Origin of the sequence: Chlorobium sp. KB01, from assembly GCF_001975465.1 — a bacterium.
Classification (GTDB): Bacteria; Bacteroidota; Chlorobiia; order Chlorobiales; family Chlorobiaceae; genus Chlorobium.
The window spans coordinates 1-20,312 of the sequence record NZ_MPJE01000005.1 but is presented as its reverse complement, the minus strand read 5'-3'; the positions used below and the strand labels follow the sequence as shown (position 1 = coordinate 20,312).

General features: G+C 51.2%; 18 protein-coding genes. 2 read left to right on the top strand and 16 right to left on the bottom strand.

Translation table 11 applies throughout. The features are described from left to right. From BOO20_RS13010 to BOO20_RS00150, 7 genes are all read right to left on the bottom strand, one after another. Nucleotides 1–205 (bottom strand): hypothetical protein (locus tag BOO20_RS13010; RefSeq protein ID WP_233120835.1); only part of this gene is annotated, 205 nt, incomplete at its 3' end. 51 nt (nt 206–256) lie between these two features. Then, complete coding sequence (locus BOO20_RS00175; protein ID WP_233120834.1) at nt 257–1,951, bottom strand: PTS sugar transporter subunit IIA; 1,695 nt, start codon at nt 1,949–1,951, stop codon at nt 257–259. Nucleotides 1,952–1,969: 18 nt separating this feature from the next. After that, complete coding sequence (locus BOO20_RS00170; RefSeq protein WP_076789043.1) at nt 1,970–2,575, bottom strand: potassium-transporting ATPase subunit C; 606 nt, start codon at nt 2,573–2,575, stop codon at nt 1,970–1,972. A 13-nt stretch (nt 2,576–2,588) separates the two neighbouring features. Then, nucleotides 2,589–4,694: a potassium-transporting ATPase subunit KdpB gene (kdpB, locus tag BOO20_RS00165; protein WP_076789040.1), complete on the bottom strand. Its 2,106-nt coding sequence runs from the start codon at nt 4,692–4,694 to the stop codon at nt 2,589–2,591. Nucleotides 4,695–4,709: 15 nt separating this feature from the next. Continuing rightward, nucleotides 4,710–6,380 carry a potassium-transporting ATPase subunit KdpA gene (kdpA, locus tag BOO20_RS00160; protein ID WP_076789051.1) on the bottom strand — a complete coding sequence of 557 codons (1,671 nt, stop codon included), beginning with the start codon at nt 6,378–6,380 and terminating at the stop codon, nt 4,710–4,712. A gap of 191 nt (nt 6,381–6,571) precedes the next feature. Next, entirely contained in the window at nt 6,572–8,434 is a 1,863-nt protein-coding gene (locus tag BOO20_RS00155) for a HAMP domain-containing histidine kinase (RefSeq protein WP_076789037.1), read from the bottom strand. 241 nt (nt 8,435–8,675) lie between these two features. Continuing rightward, nucleotides 8,676–10,043, bottom strand: coding sequence for a sigma-54 dependent transcriptional regulator (locus BOO20_RS00150; protein ID WP_076789035.1), 1,368 nt, complete (start codon nt 10,041–10,043; stop codon nt 8,676–8,678). Nucleotides 10,044–10,376: 333 nt separating this feature from the next. On the opposite strand from BOO20_RS00150, the gene BOO20_RS00140 reads away from it, so the two are divergent. After that, a complete protein-coding gene (locus BOO20_RS00140; RefSeq protein WP_076789029.1) occupies nt 10,377–11,432 on the top strand; it encodes an NAD(P)-dependent alcohol dehydrogenase in 1,056 nt (351 codons plus the stop codon). A 13-nt stretch (nt 11,433–11,445) separates the two neighbouring features. Here the strand turns inward: BOO20_RS00140 and BOO20_RS00135 are convergent, their stop codons facing one another. From BOO20_RS00135 to BOO20_RS00105, 8 genes are all read right to left on the bottom strand, one after another. Beyond that, nucleotides 11,446–12,279 carry a DUF4405 domain-containing protein gene (locus BOO20_RS00135; RefSeq protein ID WP_076789048.1) on the bottom strand — a complete coding sequence of 278 codons (834 nt, stop codon included), beginning with the start codon at nt 12,277–12,279 and terminating at the stop codon, nt 11,446–11,448. Beyond that, the gene (locus BOO20_RS12660; RefSeq protein WP_144277089.1) at nt 12,276–12,509 is read right to left on the bottom strand and encodes a hypothetical protein; all 234 of its coding nucleotides are present in this window, start codon (nt 12,507–12,509) and stop codon (nt 12,276–12,278) included. The genes BOO20_RS00135 and BOO20_RS12660 overlap by 4 nt, the downstream gene beginning before the upstream one ends. A gap of 38 nt (nt 12,510–12,547) precedes the next feature. Beyond that, complete coding sequence (locus BOO20_RS00130; protein WP_076789027.1) at nt 12,548–12,961, bottom strand: cytochrome c; 414 nt, start codon at nt 12,959–12,961, stop codon at nt 12,548–12,550. A 158-nt stretch (nt 12,962–13,119) separates the two neighbouring features. Beyond that, a complete protein-coding gene (locus BOO20_RS00125; protein ID WP_158068717.1) occupies nt 13,120–14,274 on the bottom strand; it encodes a hypothetical protein in 1,155 nt (384 codons plus the stop codon). 24 nt (nt 14,275–14,298) lie between these two features. Then, nucleotides 14,299–14,655, bottom strand: coding sequence for a hypothetical protein (locus BOO20_RS00120; RefSeq protein WP_076789020.1), 357 nt, complete (start codon nt 14,653–14,655; stop codon nt 14,299–14,301). Nucleotides 14,656–14,735: 80 nt separating this feature from the next. Next, nucleotides 14,736–15,086, bottom strand: a complete 351-nt coding sequence (locus BOO20_RS00115; RefSeq protein WP_076789018.1) for a hypothetical protein — start codon at nt 15,084–15,086, stop codon at nt 14,736–14,738. A 258-nt stretch (nt 15,087–15,344) separates the two neighbouring features. Further along, nucleotides 15,345–16,703, bottom strand: coding sequence for a sigma-54 dependent transcriptional regulator (locus BOO20_RS00110; RefSeq protein ID WP_076789014.1), 1,359 nt, complete (start codon nt 16,701–16,703; stop codon nt 15,345–15,347). Between the two features lie 35 nt (nt 16,704–16,738). After that, entirely contained in the window at nt 16,739–18,778 is a 2,040-nt protein-coding gene (locus BOO20_RS00105) for an ATP-binding protein (RefSeq protein WP_076789010.1), read from the bottom strand. 279 nt (nt 18,779–19,057) lie between these two features. Here BOO20_RS00105 and BOO20_RS00100 point away from each other — a divergent pair, with 279 nt between their 5' ends. Continuing rightward, on the top strand, nt 19,058–19,285 hold the full coding sequence (locus tag BOO20_RS00100) for a DUF2892 domain-containing protein (protein ID WP_006367289.1): 228 nt from the start codon (nt 19,058–19,060) through the stop codon (nt 19,283–19,285). A gap of 42 nt (nt 19,286–19,327) precedes the next feature. Here BOO20_RS00100 and BOO20_RS00095 read toward each other — a convergent pair whose 3' ends face one another. Further along, the gene (locus tag BOO20_RS00095; protein WP_083694448.1) at nt 19,328–20,026 is read right to left on the bottom strand and encodes a fibrobacter succinogenes major paralogous domain-containing protein; all 699 of its coding nucleotides are present in this window, start codon (nt 20,024–20,026) and stop codon (nt 19,328–19,330) included. Nucleotides 20,027–20,312 lie beyond the last annotated feature (286 nt).

Here is a 20,312-nt window from a genome sequence, read left to right as displayed (position 1 = left end):
CACCGGGAAATGCATCTTTAAGCGACTGGATCAACAGATCCTCTTCAAATGGCCCGAATTCTTCTACATCAACCGGAAAATCGGCACTCTCACTACTGAGGATTAACTCGTGCTCTCCCTGGCAGTTGTTCCTCAAAACATCCACGTGCCACTTTTCCGAGTGAATGTTTGTGTTCCAGCTTATATGTATTGTTTGCTGTGACATGTCACCCCCCTTTTTATTTCCGGTTCCATTAACTGCGTTATTACTCGCCTTTTATCTTTTTTTCTGCCCTGCAATCCAGTGCCGGAGAATCTGTTTGACTTCGATTTCCGATTTAGCCTGATGCATGGCAGCACGCCATTGACTGTCACCTGCCATTTTGCTGATCATCCCCAGCAGCTTGATATGGCTGTCCGGACGATTGACGGGAGAGAGCATGAGAAACATGATCGTTGCCGTATTCTGTGAATCAGGATCACAAATACCGAGCTTGCTGACTCCGATTGCAAGAACGGTTTCGGTGATTCCTTCGAGCCGGGCATGGGGTATGGCAATCTCTTCACCGATAAAGGTCGCGCCCTGTTTTTCCCGTTCGAGCAGTGCTCTCCATGCATAATCGAACGGAATGTCGGAGTGTGTAAGGCAAATTGTATCGAGCAGTTGATGGATAGCTGGCTCCTTTTCGAGCACTTCGTTCCAGAGCAGGACATTGGAATGAAAAATCGGAGCCTCACGGTCATCTGGCTCCAGTGGCTTGCCCATCAGATTGGCTCGAATATCCGAGAGATATTTTGCGGTAAGCGGCTTTTTTTTGCGTTCATCCGGGCGGCGGATATCGGGTACGACGATGGTGATGCCGTGACTCTCCTCTATCAGCCGTTTGATCATCGGACGTTTCCCTGTCAGGCGATGCAAAAGGGAGAGCCGCTCTCCCGAATTGCCGACCACAATGTGCCCTACCCGGTACTCTTTTGCAAACTGGAGGATGGTTGATACAATATCGTTGCCCTTGTAAATAAAAACAGTCGCACCAAGCTGCTGGGCAAGGGCAAGCGTATTGGAAAGCCTGCGCTGAATGCCGGCATCAATCATTTCAGGGCTCTCTGAAAGGCTTTGTACATAGACAGCGTACCAGTTGCGATTCAGACGGCCCGCTATTCTTGAGGCATACCGCAGCAACGCCTCACTGTTTTCTGACCTTGAGCTCAGGCAGACCATAACCTGATCCGGACTTGACGACGGCTCATCCTGCTGAGGGCTCCTGCGGCTTGAGTCGATTTGGGCAGCCACCTCGCGAAGGGTCAGCTCTCTCAACTGCTCAAGGTTTTCCTCCCTGAAAAAATTGGAGAGAGCCGATTCTGCCTTGCCGGCAAGATAAACCTTGCCCTCTTTAAGCCGCTGCAAGAGGTCATCGGTGGCAATATCCACGTTTACCAGTTGATCGGCCTGCAGGGCGATCCGGTCTGGAAGGCGCTCCTTGACCTTTACACCGGTTGCCTTTTCAACGGTTTCATAAAGGCTTTCAAGATGCTGGATGTTGAGTGTCGAAACTACATGGATGCCTGTTCCGAGAATCTCCTCGACATCCTGGTACCGCTTTGCATTCCTGGAGCCCGGCACATTGGTATGTGCGAGCTCATCAACCAGCACCACGGCGGGACGACGCTTGATAATGGCATCGATATCCATTTCGCTGATTTCAATACCACGGTAGGTCAGCGCTTTACGGGGGATGATTTCAAGGTTTTCAAGCAAAGCTTCCGTCTCTTTTCTGCCGTGCGTTTCGACAATACCTATAACAACATCAACTCCCTGTTGCTGTAGACGCCGGGCTTCAAGCAGCATCTGATAGGTTTTACCCACGCCGGCGCAGTAGCCGAGGTAAATTCTCAGGCGACCCCGCTGCGATTGTTTTATCAACCGGAGAAAACTCTCCGCCCGGCTCTCTTCCATTCTGCTCTCTTCCATTGCCAAACTCTCCTTGTTTTACTGTCGAGGAGCAATATTATTTTTCTGCACGGCATCAAGTTCCATATTCAATACCAGAACATTGACAAGCCCCTCGCCGGACGGGAAAATCCGCTCTTCCTTGCTCTGACGGCGAATCGCTGCTTCAACACCGCCAGGCGTCATGCCTCTTGCAGCGGCAACCCTTGGCGCCTGAAAGAGCGCAGCCTGAAGCGTAATAAAGGGATCCAGCCCGCTGCCGGATGCCGCAGCAAGATCAGCAGGAAGGGGGTGACGGGAATCTGCGCCAAACACTTTGATTGTCTGCATGGCACGAGAGCGCACTTCAGGGCTGGCAGGAGAGAGATTGCTTCCTGCGGCTGCCGAAGCATCGTATTTGGGTGCTGAAGGTCTTGGCCAGAAATAGCCGGGTTTGCTGAAGGACTGAGAGATCAACCGGCTGCCGACAACCGTTCCCCTCCGGTCTCGAATTAGCGATCCGGAAGCGCTCTCCGGGGTCGCCAGGCGGGCGAAGCTGAAAATAACCAGAGGATAGAGGCCTCCGCAGAGCATGATGGTTGCAAGTGCGATTCTGAGCGATGCACCGAGATTGCTTCCGGTATCTTTCATAAGTGTGGTTTTCATATGGGTCCTGTGTTCAGAATAAACCGGTGATTGATAAGAGCATGTCGATCAGCTTGATGCCCATAAAAGGGACCACGACACCGCCGACACCATAAACGAGTAGATTGTTGCGCAACAGTGCCTCAGCCCCGAGAGGACGGTATTTGACGCCCCTGATAGCAATCGGGATGAGCATGGGGATAATGATTGCATTAAAGATCAGCGCAGAAAGTATGGCGCTGTTCGGTGTCGAGAGCTGCATGATGTTGAGTACGCGAAGGCCGGGTATTGCAAGCAGGAACATGGCCGGAATGATGGCAAAATATTTTGCGACATCATTGGCAATGGAAAAGGTGGTCAGCGCACCGCGAGTCATCAGAAGCTGCTTGCCGATCTCGATAATTTCGATAAGCTTGGTCGGATCGCTGTCAAGATCAACCATGTTGCCTGCCTCCTTGGCAGCCTGAGTACCCGAATTCATGGCCACCCCGATATCCGCCTGAGCAAGGGCCGGAGCATCGTTGGTGCCGTCACCCATCATGGCGACGAGCCGTCCCGAGTGTTGTTCCTTGCGGATATATTGTAGTTTGTCTTCAGGTTTCGCTTCAGCTATATAGTCGTCTACACCCGACTGTCGTGCAATTTCAGCCGCAGTCAGCGGATTGTCGCCGGTAACCATCACGACCCGCAGACCCATGGAGCGCAATCGTCTGAACCGGTCGGTGATTCCCGGCTTGAGCACGTCGGAGAGCTCTACTACACCAAGTGCCCGGCTGCCCTCGGCAACAACAAGCGGAGTCATCCCTTTACGGGCAACAACATCAATAATTTCCTGGAGCTCACCCGGAAGCGTTCCCGCATGATCCTTGATGTATTGTTGAACCGCATCTCCGGCCCCTTTGCGCAACTGCCGCCCGTCGGCCATATCCATTCCGCTCAGTCGGGTCTGCGCCGAAAAGGCAATCACTTCAGCTCCTGCCGGTTCAGCGGGGGCCTCCTCTCCAAGGATGGTCTCTCCAAGTGTGACTATGGATCGTCCTTCCGGAGTCTGGTCGCCGAACGAGGCCTCCATGGCAACTCTGGCAAGTTCTCTGCCGTCAACTCCGTGCAACGCAATGAAGCTGGTGGCCTGGCGATTGCCCATGGTGATGGTCCCTGTCTTGTCGAGCAGCAGAGTGTCAATATCGCCGGCAAGCTCGACGGCCTTTCCGCTCTTGGCAAGTACATTGGCCGAAAGTGCACGGTCCATTCCTGCAAGCCCGATAGCGGAGAGCAGGGCGCCTATGGTTGTCGGAATAAGGCAGACCAGCAGGGCAACAAGCGTGGGCACTGAAAGGTTGATGCCGAAATACCTGCCGATCGGCCAGAGTGTACCGGTCACCATCAGAAATGCAAGGGTCAAACCGGCAAGCGTTACCGTCAGGGCAAGTTCATTCGGAGTTTTCTGTCGCACAGCCCCTTCGACCAGCGCAATCATCCGGTCGAGAAACGAGTTTCCTGCCGAGACGGTGATTTTCACTACAATCCGGTCGGAGATGACCCTGGTGCCCCCCACAACACCTGAACGGTCGCCACCGGCCTCCCTGACAACCGGTGCCGATTCGCCGGTTATGGCTGACTCATCAACCATCGCTACGCCTTCGGCAACCTCGCCATCACCGGGGATGAGTTCGCCAACGGAAACAACGACCAGATCGCCTTCCTTCAAGTCATCCGAATTGACCTGCGTCACGTTTCCGTCACGAAGCCTGTTGGCTATCGTGCTCTGCCGTGTACGTTTGAGTGAGTCAGCCTGCGCCTTGCCGCGTGCTTCGGCAAGCGATTCAGCAAAATTTGAAAAGAGTACGGTCAGCCAGAGAACGAGCAGCACGGCAAAATTGTAAATCAGACCTCCCTTTCCCGTCAAAGCGTCATAGATCGTAATTAACGTCGTCAATACAGCTCCGATTTCGGTAATGAACATGACGGGATTTTTGGCCATGACCACCGGATTGAGCATGCTGAACGACTGAACAATTGCGGCTCTGACCAGCGAGCCTTCGAATATCGAAGCGTTTCGTGCTCTCCTCCGTTCTGTTTTACCCGGAAGGCTCTCTACTTGTATGCTCGCAGTGTTACTGCTGTCATGGTTATTCATCATTGTTGCTTGATTCATTTATTGAATTGAAGTCGAAAGGTAGTCGGCCACCGGGCCAAGCACTGCGACAGGCATAAAGAGCAGTGCTCCAATCAAGAGAACGCTGCCGAGAATGACGACGGCGAAGAGTGGCGTATCAATGCGAAGCGTGCCGATGGTTTCCGGAACGGGTTTCTTGGCCGCCATGGAACCGGCGATTGCCAGCGGCAGAATGATCGGGATAAAACGACCCAGAAGCATGACCAGACCGGTCGCCACATTCCAGGGCACGGTGTTGTCACCGAGGCCTTCGAATCCGGAGCCGTTGTTGGCTGCCGCTGAACTGAACTCGTAGAGAATTTCGGAAAAACCGTGAGCTCCCTTGTTGAGTACACTGCCTGCTCCCCATGAGGTTGATGCGAAAACAGCCGTTCCGACAAGAATAAGCAGCGGATGAACCAGCAGGGCGAGCAGCGCAAGTTTCATTTCATGAGTCTCCACCTTCCGGGCGCAGTACTCGGGTGTTCTGCCGACCATCATGCCGCAGATAAAGACGCCGACAATGATAAAAATGAACATATTGATGAATCCGACTCCCACTCCGCCGAAAATCACATTCAGCCACATTCCTGCAAGCGGTACCAGACCGGTCAGCGGGTTGAGGCTGTCGTGCATGCAGTTGACCGAGCCGTTGCTGGTCGCCGTTGTGACGGCTGCCCATATTGCCGAAGTCCCGGGCCCGAAACGCAGCTCCTTGCCTTCGAGATTTGATACGCTTTCAATTGGTAATCCGTTAAATGCCATGGCCGGAGCGCTCTCCAGATTGAGCGCGATGCCCGATTTCAGAATCAGCAGCAGCAGCATTACCGAAAAGATCACTGCAGCATGGCGCATCCGCCCGGTTATGCGTCCGAACATCCATACCGTTGCCATAGCAATCAGAGGAATACTCGTGCATTCGATATAATTGGTCAGAAACGTCGGGTTTTCGAAAGGGTGTGTCGAATTAGGGCCAAAAAATCCTCCGCCGTTCGTACCGAGCTGTTTGATGGCTACCATGGCCGCCACCGGTCCCCGCGCGATGGCCTGCATCGCCCCTTCCAGCGTTCTTGCTGCTGCCGCTCCTTCAAAAGTCATGGGCACTCCGCCAGCCACGAGCAACAGAGCGACTGCAACCGAAAGCGGAAGAAGAATGAAGAGGGTTGAGCGGAGCAGATCGCGGTAAAAGTTGCCGATAAGCGTGTTTCCTGCCAGAGCCCTGGCTAAAGCGGTCAGGCAGGCAATGCCTGTCGCTGCCGAAACAAACTGTAGCCACGTCAGGGCGAAAAGCTGGGTGAAATAACTCATCGACACCTCCCCGGAATAGTGCTGCAGGTTGGTGTTGGTCACGAATGAAGCCGCCGTATTGAAAATCAGACTCACTTCCAGAGCCCCCTTGCCGTCCGGATTGAGCGGAAGCAAATGCTGAAGAGCGAGCATGAGGACAACGGCTCCGAACATGATGGCATTGAAGGTCAGCATGGAGAACAGATATCCTTTCCACTCCTGTTCCCTGTCAAGCATCCTTCCTCCGGTTTTTCTCAAAAGAATTGCCAGCAAGCCATCAGCGGATTTGGCCGGTGGATTCATGACTGCTGTCATGAAGCGGCCGAGCGGCCATGAAAGCAGAACAGGCAGTGCAAGAAAAAGCAAAAGCATCACTATTTGCATACAGGACTCCATTAAAATTTTTCGGGTGAAACGACGGCGATCATCAGATAGACCGCACAGGCGACCAGCACTGGCAAGACGAAATATTCCATTTTAAAAACCTCCGGTCAGGGGGTGAAGCAAGGCTGCAAGGCCGAGCAAAAGCAAAAAAATAAGTAGCCCGAGATACATGGTCTGATAGGTGTTCATATTTATACCGCCTCTTTTTTGTTGAAAATATTCACATTTGAAAGCTGTTGTTTATGGAGAGGTAACGTAAAGCTGAAGCAGGAGCCTTTGCCCGGCTGGCTTTGTGATGTGACCTTTCCGCCCTGGGCGTCGACGAGCTCCTTTACAATTGAAAGCCCCAGGCCTACACCTGATCGTTCATCCTGACCGGGAGCCCTGTAAAACTGCTCAAAGAGGTGCGTCAAATGTTCAGAAGCAATTCCCGAACCGGTATCTTCGACGAAAAACCGGACAAAATTGCCGTTCATTCCGGCTCCCACCTTTACGGTTCCGCCGGGCATGGTAAATCGAAGGGCATTTGAAAGCAGATTGGCGAAAATATGCCTTACCGCAGAGGGATCGGCAACGACATCGGAGAGTTCGTCAGCAGTAGTTACGGTCAGGGTAACATTCCGGTCTCTGGCTTCAGCGAGAAAAGACTCTATACCCTCCCGAACAAGCACTGAAGGCTGCACCGGACGGGGTTCGAGCTGGCCTTTGCCCGATTCGATGCGGTTCAGATCAAGCAGATCATCAAGCATTTCGACCAGCCGTTCACAATCCTCCCTGGCTCCGACCATCAATTCGGTCTGCTGCACATTGAGCTCCCCAACCTCTTCCTGCAGCAACAGGTGAATTGACATGCGCAGAGAGGTTAAGGGTGTTTTAAGCTGATGCGAAACCGTCGATAACACGCCCCGTTTCATCTCCTGTTGTTCATGTAACTGCGTCACATCGCTGATCATCAGAATCGAGCCGGTGACTTCACCTGATTCAGATACAATCGGCACGGCAACAGGCTGAAAGAAATACTCCTTGTTCCCGACGAATTGCTGCACATAGCCATCTTCCGCAAGTCCTGCCGGTCGCAGATTGGCAATTGACGTTTCGAGAAGCTCCGGGATCCAGGAAAATGGAAGCGCAGTGACCGAAACTCCCGGTTTCAGGCTAAAAAAATTGACCGCTTTTTCGGTCGCAATCGTTACTATACTCCGGGGGTCAAGAAGAGCCACAGGAAAAGGCAAGACCCTGAAAATATCTTCTGTCAGCTTGCGGCTCCTGACCAGATTTGCCATCTCGGTGTTCCGGTTCTGACGCAGGGCAACCAGCATGGCATTGAATGAACGGGACAACTGGCCTACCTCGTCTTCAGCAGCCGTCTGGAGGACAACGTCAAGATTACCGCGACGGATCTCTTCCGTAGTTTTAATCAGGTTTCGCAATGGATTCAGAACCCATCGCTGAATCTGATATCCTAAAAGAAGAGCAACCAGAACACTGACCGTTCCGATGGAAAGCACCCTCCAGCGGGCTGAAATTGAGAGGTCACGTGTGGCATTTTTTTCCGAAATCATGCTTGATTCATTCAACTCAAAAATCTCCCGCGCAACCACCTTGAGTTCATCAAACATCGGTACCAGCTTTTTATAGTAGAGTGTGCGCCGCAGAGACTCGGGTTTCGAACTGTCCATGACTATGGAGAGCGTTCCAAAGTATTCTGCTGACAGAGAGCGAACCCGATCAGCTCTTTCCTGTTCTCCCGGCAGGGTGATATTGTGCAGTTCACGGCTGAGTGCATCGTTAAACTTCGCTTTATGCTCGTTCACCATCTGCACCCCATCCTCGTGATTGCCGATAAAGCTGTTCAACACCCCGCTGTCTATTCTTTCAAGGGCATCTTTCATATCCTGACAAGCCACTACGCTCAGGTAATTCTGTTTCAGCACGATGCCGAGGGAGCTCCCGAGCTCGTCAATCTGGCGGATGGTCATGAAGCTGATGGCCGCGATAATGACCAGCATTCCACCAAGGCCGAGCAGGAGTTTCTGTCTGATTCCGATTTTCATAATCCGATGTTTATCTCTTTCAAGACAAATCGCGTGCCATACACAGGATCAAGGGTTTCCGGGCGAACCTGGCAGGAAAGGAGGGGTTGTCAGTAACAAAATGCACGCTCGCAGGTCATGCAATCGTGCAAAATTCAACGCCGTCCGTGACAGGAGGAAGCGTCAATCGGGTAAACTGATGGGAAAAGGGGAAGGGTACCTCGAAAATTGTCGTAAACAATTAATGTGAGAACTGCTGTGTTTAAATCCCGAACTGCTTGCGCTTGCGCCAGAGTGTTGCCTTGTCGATTTCCAATACCTCGGCCGCTTCATGAACCGAGGAGGTTGAAGCAAGCACCCTGCGAATGTGCAACTCCTCGATTTTTTCCAGTTTTATTCTGTCACCAATTCTGATTTGTGGCTGCACCGCTGAAGCCATTGAGTCAGGCAGAAGCTCCTCTCCAATTAATGACGTCGTACAGAGAATCACTGCCCGTTCCACCACATTTCGAAGCTCACGAATATTTCCGGGCCAACCATAGTCCCGGAAAATTTTAAGCACCCCGGGGCTGAATCCCTGAATAGCCTTATGGTTCTCTGCATTGAAAAAAGCAAGCATGTTAGCGGCTATCTCCGCTATATCCCCGCATCGCTCGGACAGAGACGGTAATGTTATCTGAATGACATCGAGGCGATAGTAGAGATCCTCCCTGAACGTGCCTGAAGCTACCGCTGACTTCAGATCAGCATTGGTAGCGGCGATGATCCGCACATTTGCTTTTCGGGTGCGCTGATCGCCGACGCGTTCATACTCCCGTTCCTGTATGAATCGAAGAAGTTTCGACTGGATCGAAAGCGGAAGTTCACCGATCTCGTCAAGAAACAGGGTACCGCCTTCACAACTCGCAACACGTCCGGGATTCTCCCTGAGTGCACCGGTAAACGCTCCCTTGACGTGGCCGAACAGCTCGCTTTCCAGAAGTTCCTGGCTAAGGGATGGACAGGATATAACACCGAATGGCTTATCGGATCGATGGCTCCAGCGGTGAATCAGCTTTGCAAGCATGGTTTTTCCCGATCCGCTCGACCCAAGAAGCATAACAACTGCATCGGAAGTCGAAACCTGCCGGGCAAGCTCTATTACCCTCTGCATGGGCGGATACGTGGAGTTCAGAGAGATATCCGGATCGTTCCGGTCCAGATCATCCTGAAGGAGATTGATGCGCTGCTCCAGCAGTCGAATTGCGGCAACTCTTTCAAGAACGAGCTTGAGCTGATCAGGCATAAACGGTTTGGGAAGATAGTCAACCGCACCCCGCTTCATGGCTTCTACCGCTGTATCAACTGAAGCAAAAGCTGTAATGACAACAATTTTCAGCCAGGGAGACCTGGCAAGAAGCGAAGAGACCAGGTCAAGCCCGCTCTCCAGACCCAACCTGATATCAACAAACGCAAGATCGAAGATCTGCAACCCCGCTTCGAGCAATGCATCCTTCGGAGTTGAGACGGTCGTGACCTTGTGATGCTGCAAGTCGAAAAACATCTTCATCGTTTTTCTGATGTTGCTCTCATCATCCACGACGAGCAGGTTCATCGGTGAAAATGTTGCCATTTTTTCAACTTGATCCATGATGCTTCTCCGGACAATCGTTACACAATACCAGATAAATTATAAATACTTAACGATAAAAAACCAGTTGTGGATCGCTAAGGGAAATCTGTACGGTATTGGCTTGAGTTCTGAAACCATCAGGAGGTGTATCAGGTTAATAGTGCTACAAGGAAAGAAACTGTATAATAAGGGCGCCTCTATTTATTGTCGTGAGAAGCCAGAGGACAAGGCGGATGGAGCACAGAAACCGGAGTGTACACGTAGTACATGAGGATTTCGAGCACCACCCAACGAAGTAATCAGGTTTCGGAATAAATAAATAGAGGTGCCCATAAATTTACGGAGAGAACGATGACAATGAATGTACTTGGTTATGCGGCTCATTCAGCCCAGGATGCATTGGCCCCCTATCGTTTTGAGCGTCGTGAACCCCGGCCGGACGATGTAGTTCTCGAGATTCTCTACTGCGGTGTATGCCACTCCGATCTCCATCAGGTACGCAATGACTGGGGCGGAAGCACCTATCCGATTGTTCCGGGCCATGAAATTATCGGTCGCGTTCTCATGGTCGGGCCGGAGGTCACCCGCTTCAGGGAGGGTGACCATGCCGGTGTCGGATGCATGGTTGATTCGTGCAGACATTGCGCCCCGTGTGAAGCCGGGCTGGAGCAGTATTGCCATGAGGGTGCGACATTCACCTACAATGCGGTTGATCGCCATGATCACACTCCCACATTCGGCGGCTACAGTGAAAAAATTGTCGTCCCGGAAAGTTTTGTCCTGAAAGTGCCCGACGGAGTTGATCTGAAAGGTGTTGCTCCCCTTCTCTGTGCAGGGATCACCACCTGGTCACCCCTTCGTCACTGGAAAATCGGCAAGGGCAGTAAGGTGGCGGTTATCGGCCTTGGTGGCCTTGGCCACATGGCTTTGAAGCTGGCAAAAGCTTTGGGCGCTGAAGTTACGCTCTTCACCCGTTCTGAAAACAAGAGAGAGGATGGAGGTCGCCTTGGAGCCGATACCATCGTGCTCTCCACCAACAAACGGCAGATGGCTGCGGTCAAAGGGTGCTTCGAGCTGATTATCGACACCGTGCCCTCTGTTCATGATCTCAATCCCTATATTCCCGCACTCTCTTTGGACGGTACACTGGTGCTTGTCGGTTACCTTGGCGATCTGAATCCGATGTTGAACACGGTACCTTTGATCATGGGCCGCAAATCGGTGGCCGGTTCGGTTATCGGCGGGATTGCCGAAACCCAGGAGCTGCTTGATTTTTGCGGCAGGCACGCCATCACCTCAGACATAGAGGTAATCAGGATTCAGGATATCAATAAAGCCTATGAGCGCATGCTGAAGAGTGACGTAAAATACCGCTTTGTGATCGACATGGCCTCACTCAAGGCATGATTGCTCCTTAAAACTATCTGGAGATCATCGTCTCCAGAGTTTTCCGCAGCTCATTCATTTCAATGTTGTTGTTTTCAGAGATTGATTTGAGCGGGGAGTCGGGTTTTGCCTCAATCCCTTTTTGACGAAGTGCAAGCTGGAGTGAGGTCACCGAAACACCAGCCTCATCGGCTATCTCCTGCAACGTTTTTTTACCGAAACCTCCTCCCTGTAATGCATGGCTTCCGGTTTCAGCAGGAGCAATAACAGCATAAACCTCTTCAGCACTCTTTCCATTCATGGTGGCAATATCAGCCAATGTCTGATTTTTTGAAGTGACGTTCACCCCTGCCTTTTGCAGCTTGTTAACCAGCAAGTCGGGATCACCGCCAAGCCCCGGTTGCTCGGCAAGTTGAATAAGGGTCATGAGTTCAGCGTGCGGCACCGGAGCCTGCTGCTCCCTCCGCTCCCATGAGTTTGTTATTGCGTCGCCAAATGTAATAATTTCAGAAAAAGGCGGCATATCAACATGTGTGCCTATTGCGAAAATCAGAGCAATAACCGTTATGGCAACCAGCTCTGCTGGGCGTGTAAAACCTTCACTGCTCTTGAGTTTCAGGTAGCAGAGAAAGGCTTTCCAGTTAATAAAAAAAAGGTGAAAAAGAGAGAGCAGGACAAAGGCAAACCCGAAAATAGTGTGCTGATTCTGCCATCCCCTTTTGGTCAATCCGATCATTCGCCAGTCTGTCCAGTTGGCAACCCTGCCCGGAGGTGAGATGTAGAGGATCACCCCTGAAACCAGCATCATGAGCAGGGCAATAAAAAGACCAAGGCTTATAAACGACCGCCAGCAGAATTTTTTTTTCATGGTCTGGATAGTACCGGTTTCCATTTCGTGACAGAGTGACACGATGAACAGTTTGCCTGCGACTTGCGATGGAGAGTATCGTCCGGCTGGTCACGCCTGTGGCATCGTATACACTGCGCGGAAGGAGCCAGTTTGCTGTGATCAAAGCTTGCGTGCTGTTCACCGGGGGTCGCAGCGTTTGCTGTATGCGTGAACAGCTCGGCAAGCGTGATAAACAAGAGTCTGTTCATGGCATCAAATGGGTTTTTGACTCTTTTGTGATAAGGACTCACCATTTTCGTCCCATTCCCTGACCCATTCCTCTGCCCGTACCCATGTTCGGGTTGTATTGATCCCATACCCACTCCGCTACGGCTCTCAACTCTGCATCCGGCAGACGGAGAGGGGGCATCAGTCCAAATCGAGTAATTGCCTGGGGATCAACCGCTTTCGCCTTGCTGGGAGCTTTCAGATAAGCAACCATATGATTGACACCCTCTTTTTTTGTCTGGAACTTTAGATGGTATCGGTTGGAGAGCGGCATAATCGGCGGCGCGGCTTTGGGTGGCGGAGCAATGGAATGGCAGACACTGCAATTCCGGTTAAAAATTGCCTCACCGCTCAATGTTGCTGCCGTCATACTGGCTGGTGAAAGCCCCGATAAAAAACCGGACAGAACACAGATTGACATAATTTTTTTCATGATAACTCTCCTTGAAATAGTGATCAGACTATCAATTCATTGCAATAAAACACAGATATCCTCCATAATCCGAAGCTCTTATAGGAACAGCATTGCAGCGCATAAAATTCAACTGCACCTGCCATCGGCACTGTCCTTGATCAAGAAGATCCGCTCCATCAAAAGAGCAGCTCAACTCCGGCAGTGGTCGAAGTGGCATTGTACTGGTTAAAAACATCATTTGACGAGTTCCATATCTTCTGGTACTCTCCATACAACCGCAACTGCCGATCCTTGCCGGAAAACGATAGTGATTTTTCCACTCGAGCCCATATTCGTTTATAATCATCACCTCTTTCAGGACTCCCCGCCACGGCTTTGCCGCTGCTATCCTGTGCCGTTTCAGTGTAGTTCTTAACCGCCTGGTCATATCCCGTTCTTACCGTCACGGCATAAGGAAGTGTCCGCGACAGCATCCCTCCAAACTCCCGGCTTTCATAGCTGTACCGGTCATCAAAAAGGTCATCCGCCGAAAAATTGTCGGCAGACAATCCAGTGACAGGGAGATTGCTTCCCCCGAAATTGACGCGATATTTTGCATAGAGCCTGACACCTGTCCGGTCATCAATAACGGGTGAAGAGAGGGTAAGGGAATTGACCCATTGTCCGGCATTTGCAGACTCTTTACTGCTGCCCGTTGTCACGATCCCCCGCCCCCGATAACCCTGTCGCACAACGGTCGTTCCCGCACTGAGGGGTGAGAGGTAGTGCCTGTATCCGAGTTCGGATAAAAACGCAATGTTTCTTCCGCCCTCCATCGGGAACTGCAACCCTCCATACAACTGGTGTTCCAGATTATCCAACTCTTCAAATTGATCATACCGTCTGTTGTGCAGGCTGTAACCGGCAAGCAGTGTCAAATGATCGTTCCGGGGTAATTTTGTATCCACAAATCCCGCATATTCCTGATAGTCATAGAGCTGATAGTTATCCCCGTCTATCCTTGTTTTTGCCCGTACTCCACTGCGAATCCATCCTTTATTTTCAAGATTGCGCTGCACGGCAAGGGTGATTTGAGGCAGGATATAGTTGCGATCTGCATGATCAGTGAAATTGATGGAGCTGCCCTCGAATGATGCCATGGCGCTCCATTTCTCCCGATCCCATGCATGCGCCACAGAGAACTCCGCTTCAGTAACGAGATCTTTTTCGGGAGAGCTGTTTCGAAAGACATTGCTCTCTGCGCTCCCTGAAATGGCGGCTTTACTCTTCCACTCCGCTTCTGCTATCATTGGCCACAGCGCAATAATTGCCATACTGAACAATAACCTCATAATCTTATCTGATTGTATCATGTTTTACCTTCTGCCGGATCGCCCGGGAGATCCACCTGCAGCGGAGTTCCTTGCGCCTCGTTTTCCGGCAACACCTTCCTCGCTGAACATTCCGGCTCCTGATTTACCGCCATAGGTCGCTGGTGAGTCACCAAACGTGTTCGGGTATCGCTCCCTGTTCTGGATGATATCATTGATACCATCGCAATCTTCATCAATGAACTGCAGTTTGTTCTGCATGGCACGACTCTCCTTTTGAGCGGAATTGCTGACAGAACCGGTCATTGTTGCATTCGCTGAATCACTGCCAAAAGCTGCACCTGAAAAAATGGCACTCGTAACAACAAAAAAAGTACACAGTGATGTTTTGGTGATCAGCATTACACGTCTCCTCGTAAAAAATGTCAGGTCCGGATGTTGTTCACAAACTGCCGGACCTGAAATACAAAATACGTACGACCTTAACGGGCAGCCTTTCCTGCTCCATGCGGCCCTGTGCCATCAAGAACGGGTGTTCCTGTCCCGCTACCTGAAACCGCACCTCTTCCGGCACCCGAACCATCCTGGGGACGCACATAGTCTGGATCCTGGCCATCAGGAATCCCGTCATTGTTTGTGTCCCTTGCCCTGTCATTGATTCCGTTATTATCGGCATCAACAAAGCCCCTGTTGCTGCTTCCGGTACCGCTTCCGCCCATACCCATTCCACCACCCGCACCGCCCCCCTGAGGACCCCTTGCATAGAGGGGATTCGATAGTGAAAGCGTGATGAATGAACCCGCTATCATCGCCATTCCAATAATTTTTTTCATGGTAACTGTTCCTTTTCATTGGTGAGTGTATTCGCTTTAAACAGCAGAGTTCGTTCTATCCCGATGCTCCACCACCTGTTAGGATCAATTACTGTGCCAGAAAAGAGATGCGATCTGTAAAGACCAATCAGAATAGCATTTAGCGGGTAATGTCCGGTAATCAGGGCTATGCACTCCTGCCCATTGTTTCGACCAGCTGGTCGTCGGTTCGACGATATGGTCGATGCAGGCTTCAGCGGAGAAGAGGTGTTTGAGCGGTTATTTCATGCCGTACTTTTTGAGCTTGTAACGCAGGTGCCGTTCGCTGATACCAAGAAGCTCGGCAGCTCTTGTCTGCACCTGACCAGACTTGCTGAGTGCATCAAGAATTAAAGACTTCTCGAAGGCTTCCACCTTTTCCGGAAAGGTTTCATCGCCTGACATCACCGGTTTCGAGCCCTTTGGAGACTCATTGAGCCTGACGGGAAGATCGCTTTGCATGATGGTTTCGCCACGCGTAAGCACGACTGACTGCTGAATAATGTTTTCAAGTTCCCGGACATTTCCGGGATAGGAGTATTTCATAAGGGTGTCCATCGCCTCTCTTGAAATTCCGGCAATCCGTTTGTTGTTTTCCGATGCAAAGCGACGCACAAAGCCTTCAACCAGTGGAGGAATATCTTCACGTCGATCCCTGAGCGGCGGAATTCGTATGGAAACAACATTGAGCCGATAGAAGAGGTCCTGGCGAAAGGTACCCTCTCTGATCATTGCTTCGAGGTCCCGGTTTGTGGCGGCGACAATGCGGGTATTGGCCTGGATCGGAATATTGCTGCCTATGCGTTCAAATGTTTTCTCCTGCAATACCCTGAGCAGCTTGACCTGGAGAGAAAGAGGAATTTCACCCACCTCATCAATGAAGAGCGTACCTCCTTCAGCGGTTTCAAATCGACCTTTCCTTTGCCGGTCGGCTCCGGTAAAAGCCCCCTTTTCATGCCCGAAAAGCTCGCTTTCAAGGAGCGTATCCGGAAGTGCCGCACAATTAACTGCAACGAATGGTTGGTTGTGACGCGAGCCGGAAAAATGTACGCTTCGGGCAATCAGCTCCTTGCCTGTACCGGTTTCGCCGGTAATCAGCACTGAAGCATTGCTGTCAGCGATCCTCCCCGCAACATTGAGCACCTGGCTCATCGCGTCAGATTCTGCTATGATTCCATCAACACTGAAACGCTCGGTGAGTTGCTGACGAAGCAGGCGATTTTCGCTGATAAGCTGTTTTCGTTCAAGAATATTGCTTATCAGCACCTGCAAGCGGTAGAGGTCGATCGGCTTGGTGATGTAATCGGCAGCTCCAAGTTTCATGGCATCGGTTGCTGATTCCACCGTACCGTAGGCGGTCATGATGATAACCTGTATTGAGGGATTTATCTCCTTGATGGCTTCAAGAAGTTTTACCCCGCTCATGCCGGGCATCCTGAAATCGGAGAGCACGATATCGACCGCACTGTTCCGGATGTTCAGAATTGCCTGTTCAGGGTTAGCAGCCTTCAGCACCCGGTAACCCTGCTTGGAAAGAAAACCCGCAAGGCTCTCAAGTTGCACAGGCTCGTCTTCGACCACCAGAATCGTATAATCCATTATCTCGTTCCGTTTATGTTGCAAGTAGTAACCATTCATGACCGGGGCAGCACGATTCTGAAAATGCTCCCCCTGTTTTCAAGACTTTCGACTTCAATAACTCCCCCGTGTGACTGGACAATCTGGTTGGCTATGCTCAGACCCATTCCGGTACCATCCTCCTTTGAGGTAAAATAGAGATTGAATATCTGAGAGCGCAACTCCTCGGGAATTCCCCTGCCGGTATCGGCAACCTCAATGAACGCATTGCCGTTGTGCTGCCCTGTCGTGACGGTCACGTCCCCGCCCGGCTCTGTCGCTTCGACCGCATTCCGGACAAGATTGAGCAATACCTGCTGCATCTGAGCCCTGTCGATAGCAATTTGGCATCCGGAAAAAGCTTTCAGCGTAAAGCGCACGCCCACGGTCTCGGCTTCACCCTCCAGTACGGGTCGGTATTGCCTGATAAAATCATCCAGATCAGTTGGCATCAGCATGAGCTTCGGAGGGCGGGCAAATTTCAGGAATCGCTGGATGATGGCATTGACCCGGTGTACTTCGGAAACGATAGCTCGAACCAGATGATGATACTCCTCTCTCTCTTCAGCCGGAGAAAACTCCATGTCAAGGCGCTGCCCCAGAACACCGATAGCATTGAGCGGGTTGCGGATTTCATGTGCCACCCCGGAAGCAAGTTCACCCATGGCGGTGAGTTTTTCCTGACGCTCGATCACCCACTGCATTGAGCGCTGTACCGTCATATCCCGCAACACGACAAACGCCCCATCAGGATAGTTCTCCGTACCATTGATCAGAGTGAAATGACCTGCAAGGATGAATTGAGTGTTGTTGATGCGGCAATCAAACTCTTTTGTGCTTGCCGTTGTCTGGCGGTTCATAAACTCCATGATCAATATTCCGCATTCAGGAAGAATAGCACTGAGAGAGTGGCCGATGGCACCGGCCCCTGTTATGTTTAAAAGTTTTTCTGCTGAGCTGTTGAGCAGGGTAATGTTCCCCCCGGTGTTCACGGCTATGACTGAATCCTCCATATTTTCGAGAATGGAGGAGGAGAAGAGCTTTTCACCAAGCAGGGCATCCTTGACCTTCAATTCATTGCGTCGTGTAAGGATAAGGTTGAATACCGCCAGACCTCCTATGGATGCAAGGCCCAGAAGCAGTATAATGCGGATTTGCAGCTTCTCTGCCGCCTCCATAAACGGATCGGTTTTCAGTCCGATGCGAAGCAATCCGAACCTGCTGCCCTGATAGAAGAACGGTTTAATCACTTCAAAAACCTTTTTGCCATTGAATGTGGTAAACCTTGTGGTCGATCTCTTCTGTTCAAGCGCACGCGACAGGATCGGGTCAGACTGTATGGTTTCGGCTTCGGTTACATTGGAGGTCGCGGCAATGATAGCGGAGGAGTCCTGCCAGATGATATAGGCAATCCCGGCAGCATCGGTACCTGTTCGCTGAATAAGTCTTCCCGGCCCGATCTGCTTCTGCATGGCGAGAAGCCTTGTTGCATCAACATTACCGACAATTGCACCACCCCGCCGTCTGGCAACGGCAACAACCAATCGGGGTCCTTTGCCGGATTCGCTCTCCCTGATTCCGAGGTTGAGTACCTCTGTTTTTCCGGAAAGGATCGGCATGAGCTGACTGGCTGGCTCACAGTTCCGAAAAAGCGGTGTATGATCGGGCGGTGTGTTCCATGCAATTCGATTGCCGTTACGGTCAACAATAGTGATCCGGTACATGCCGCTTTTACCGGCAATTTCAGTAAGATTTTCGGATGTCAACGCTTTCTGGCTGTCCATGCGCTCTATCAGTCGCAACTGATCAGCAAGCCCGCCGGTGATGAGACCATTGATCTCGTTATAGCCGATCAGTGCTGTTTCTGCGCCTTCGGTAAGAAAATGAATCAGCAGTGATGACTCCTCGTGCATCAGGTTCTCAATCTCTTCAATGCGGGCTTTATAGTGCAGAAAGGCTGTAGCGGAGAACGCCATGACCAACAAGAAAAACATCCCGGCAAGATAGTTTGGCGGGATTGGCAGCGGACGCCACGGTTGTTTGTGCTTGCGTGTCATGCGTATCGGTATTGTTGCATTACCTCATCCCTCCGTCACGGTTAACTTGATGCTCCGGCAAACAGAGCAATCACCACACCAAGCCCTGAAAAACCACGGAAGCACCGCTATACATCATAAATACTGTAGCTCCGATCACTGCCCGCCTTCAGGCAGTCAGTTAGCTAAAGAGCCCGTGAGTTGATCATTGCTTGCTATAAAACAATATCGTATTATTACTTTGACAACGATGTAACTACTACAGATCGAATCTCACTCAACCCTGAACCGTGAACTCCAATGCAGAAAAATGTTGGTCAAACAGATAAAATAATCCGGATTGTTATCGGGATTGCCATTATTGCCGCAGGAGTCATCAATCAGTCATGGTGGGGAGCTGTTGGCCTTATACCGCTTCTGACCGCCTTTACAGGATTTTGTCCGCTCTATACCCTGATCAAGACATCTACCTGCGGAAGTTGCGGTTGTGGTGATAAACCAAGGGACAATAGCTCATGCAAGCCCTGAAGCGTGCATGAAGCAGACCGGGACGAATGTTTTCGCTGCCCGTCAATCCTTGACGCATCGAATTGAAAAGCCAATGTTCTTGTTAACCATCCCTCTCCTCAGAGCCGCATCGTAGTAGCCGAGTGACCGGCCCCATGCACTCTTTGCCCCGGATTCAGTTGAAGACCATAGTCTGCTGTATTCACCCGGAGGCATAAAGTATCCGTCATTATCCCGTCTGGCTCCCCCCGGAAGAGCCTCAAAGCCGCTTTTACCGGCAACACTACCCTGCTCTGCCCTCCAGAGTGTTGCCGATTTTATAGCACCCCCGGCATTTTCACTTCCGCCAAGCAGCTCCACGAGCTTGTTCCATTCAGCATCGGTGGCTACGTGCCACCCCTTCGGGGCAAGACCTCTTGGGTCTTTAACCGCATACCAGTTATAGAGTTTACCGTAGATTTTTCCATTTTCAAGCCGGTTACTGTTGTAACACCACGCTCCTGTTTTCAGAAGCGCCCACGCTTCAGGATCCTGCACTTCAGGAATTGCATCACCATTCCGGTAGTGTGCCACATCAAGATTTTTTCCTGTCCATACCATGGATCCAATCTGAACAGCATTGTAGCTGTTTCCGTCCTGATCAACCACCTTTTCAGGACGGCTGCTGCAACCTGCCAGCAAAAGAAGGAGAGTAACCACTCTGGTTACAGTAAACGCCCCTGATCGGCAAAGTGTTACACCGTTAGTTGTTATCACAGCAATAGTTTTAATGGTTTATAGCTTCCACTGGCGAACATTCGATCATCTCTCCAAGCGCATCAAGGAGTACCGTGGGGCTGCCTAAAATCTCCCGGCTTTATTATAACCGTATGCCCATCATAAAGCAACCGGCAACAAAGGTTAATGCTTGAAATCAAAAAAAGTGATCCTGACCTTCCGCTTTTGGCCTCTCCCGTCGAAAAGAGCGCTTGAGAATAAATCGGATAGCGTTTTGTTTTGCCTCAGATGGAAATGGAGAAAATGCCTTGTTGAGTTAGCGAGTTAATGT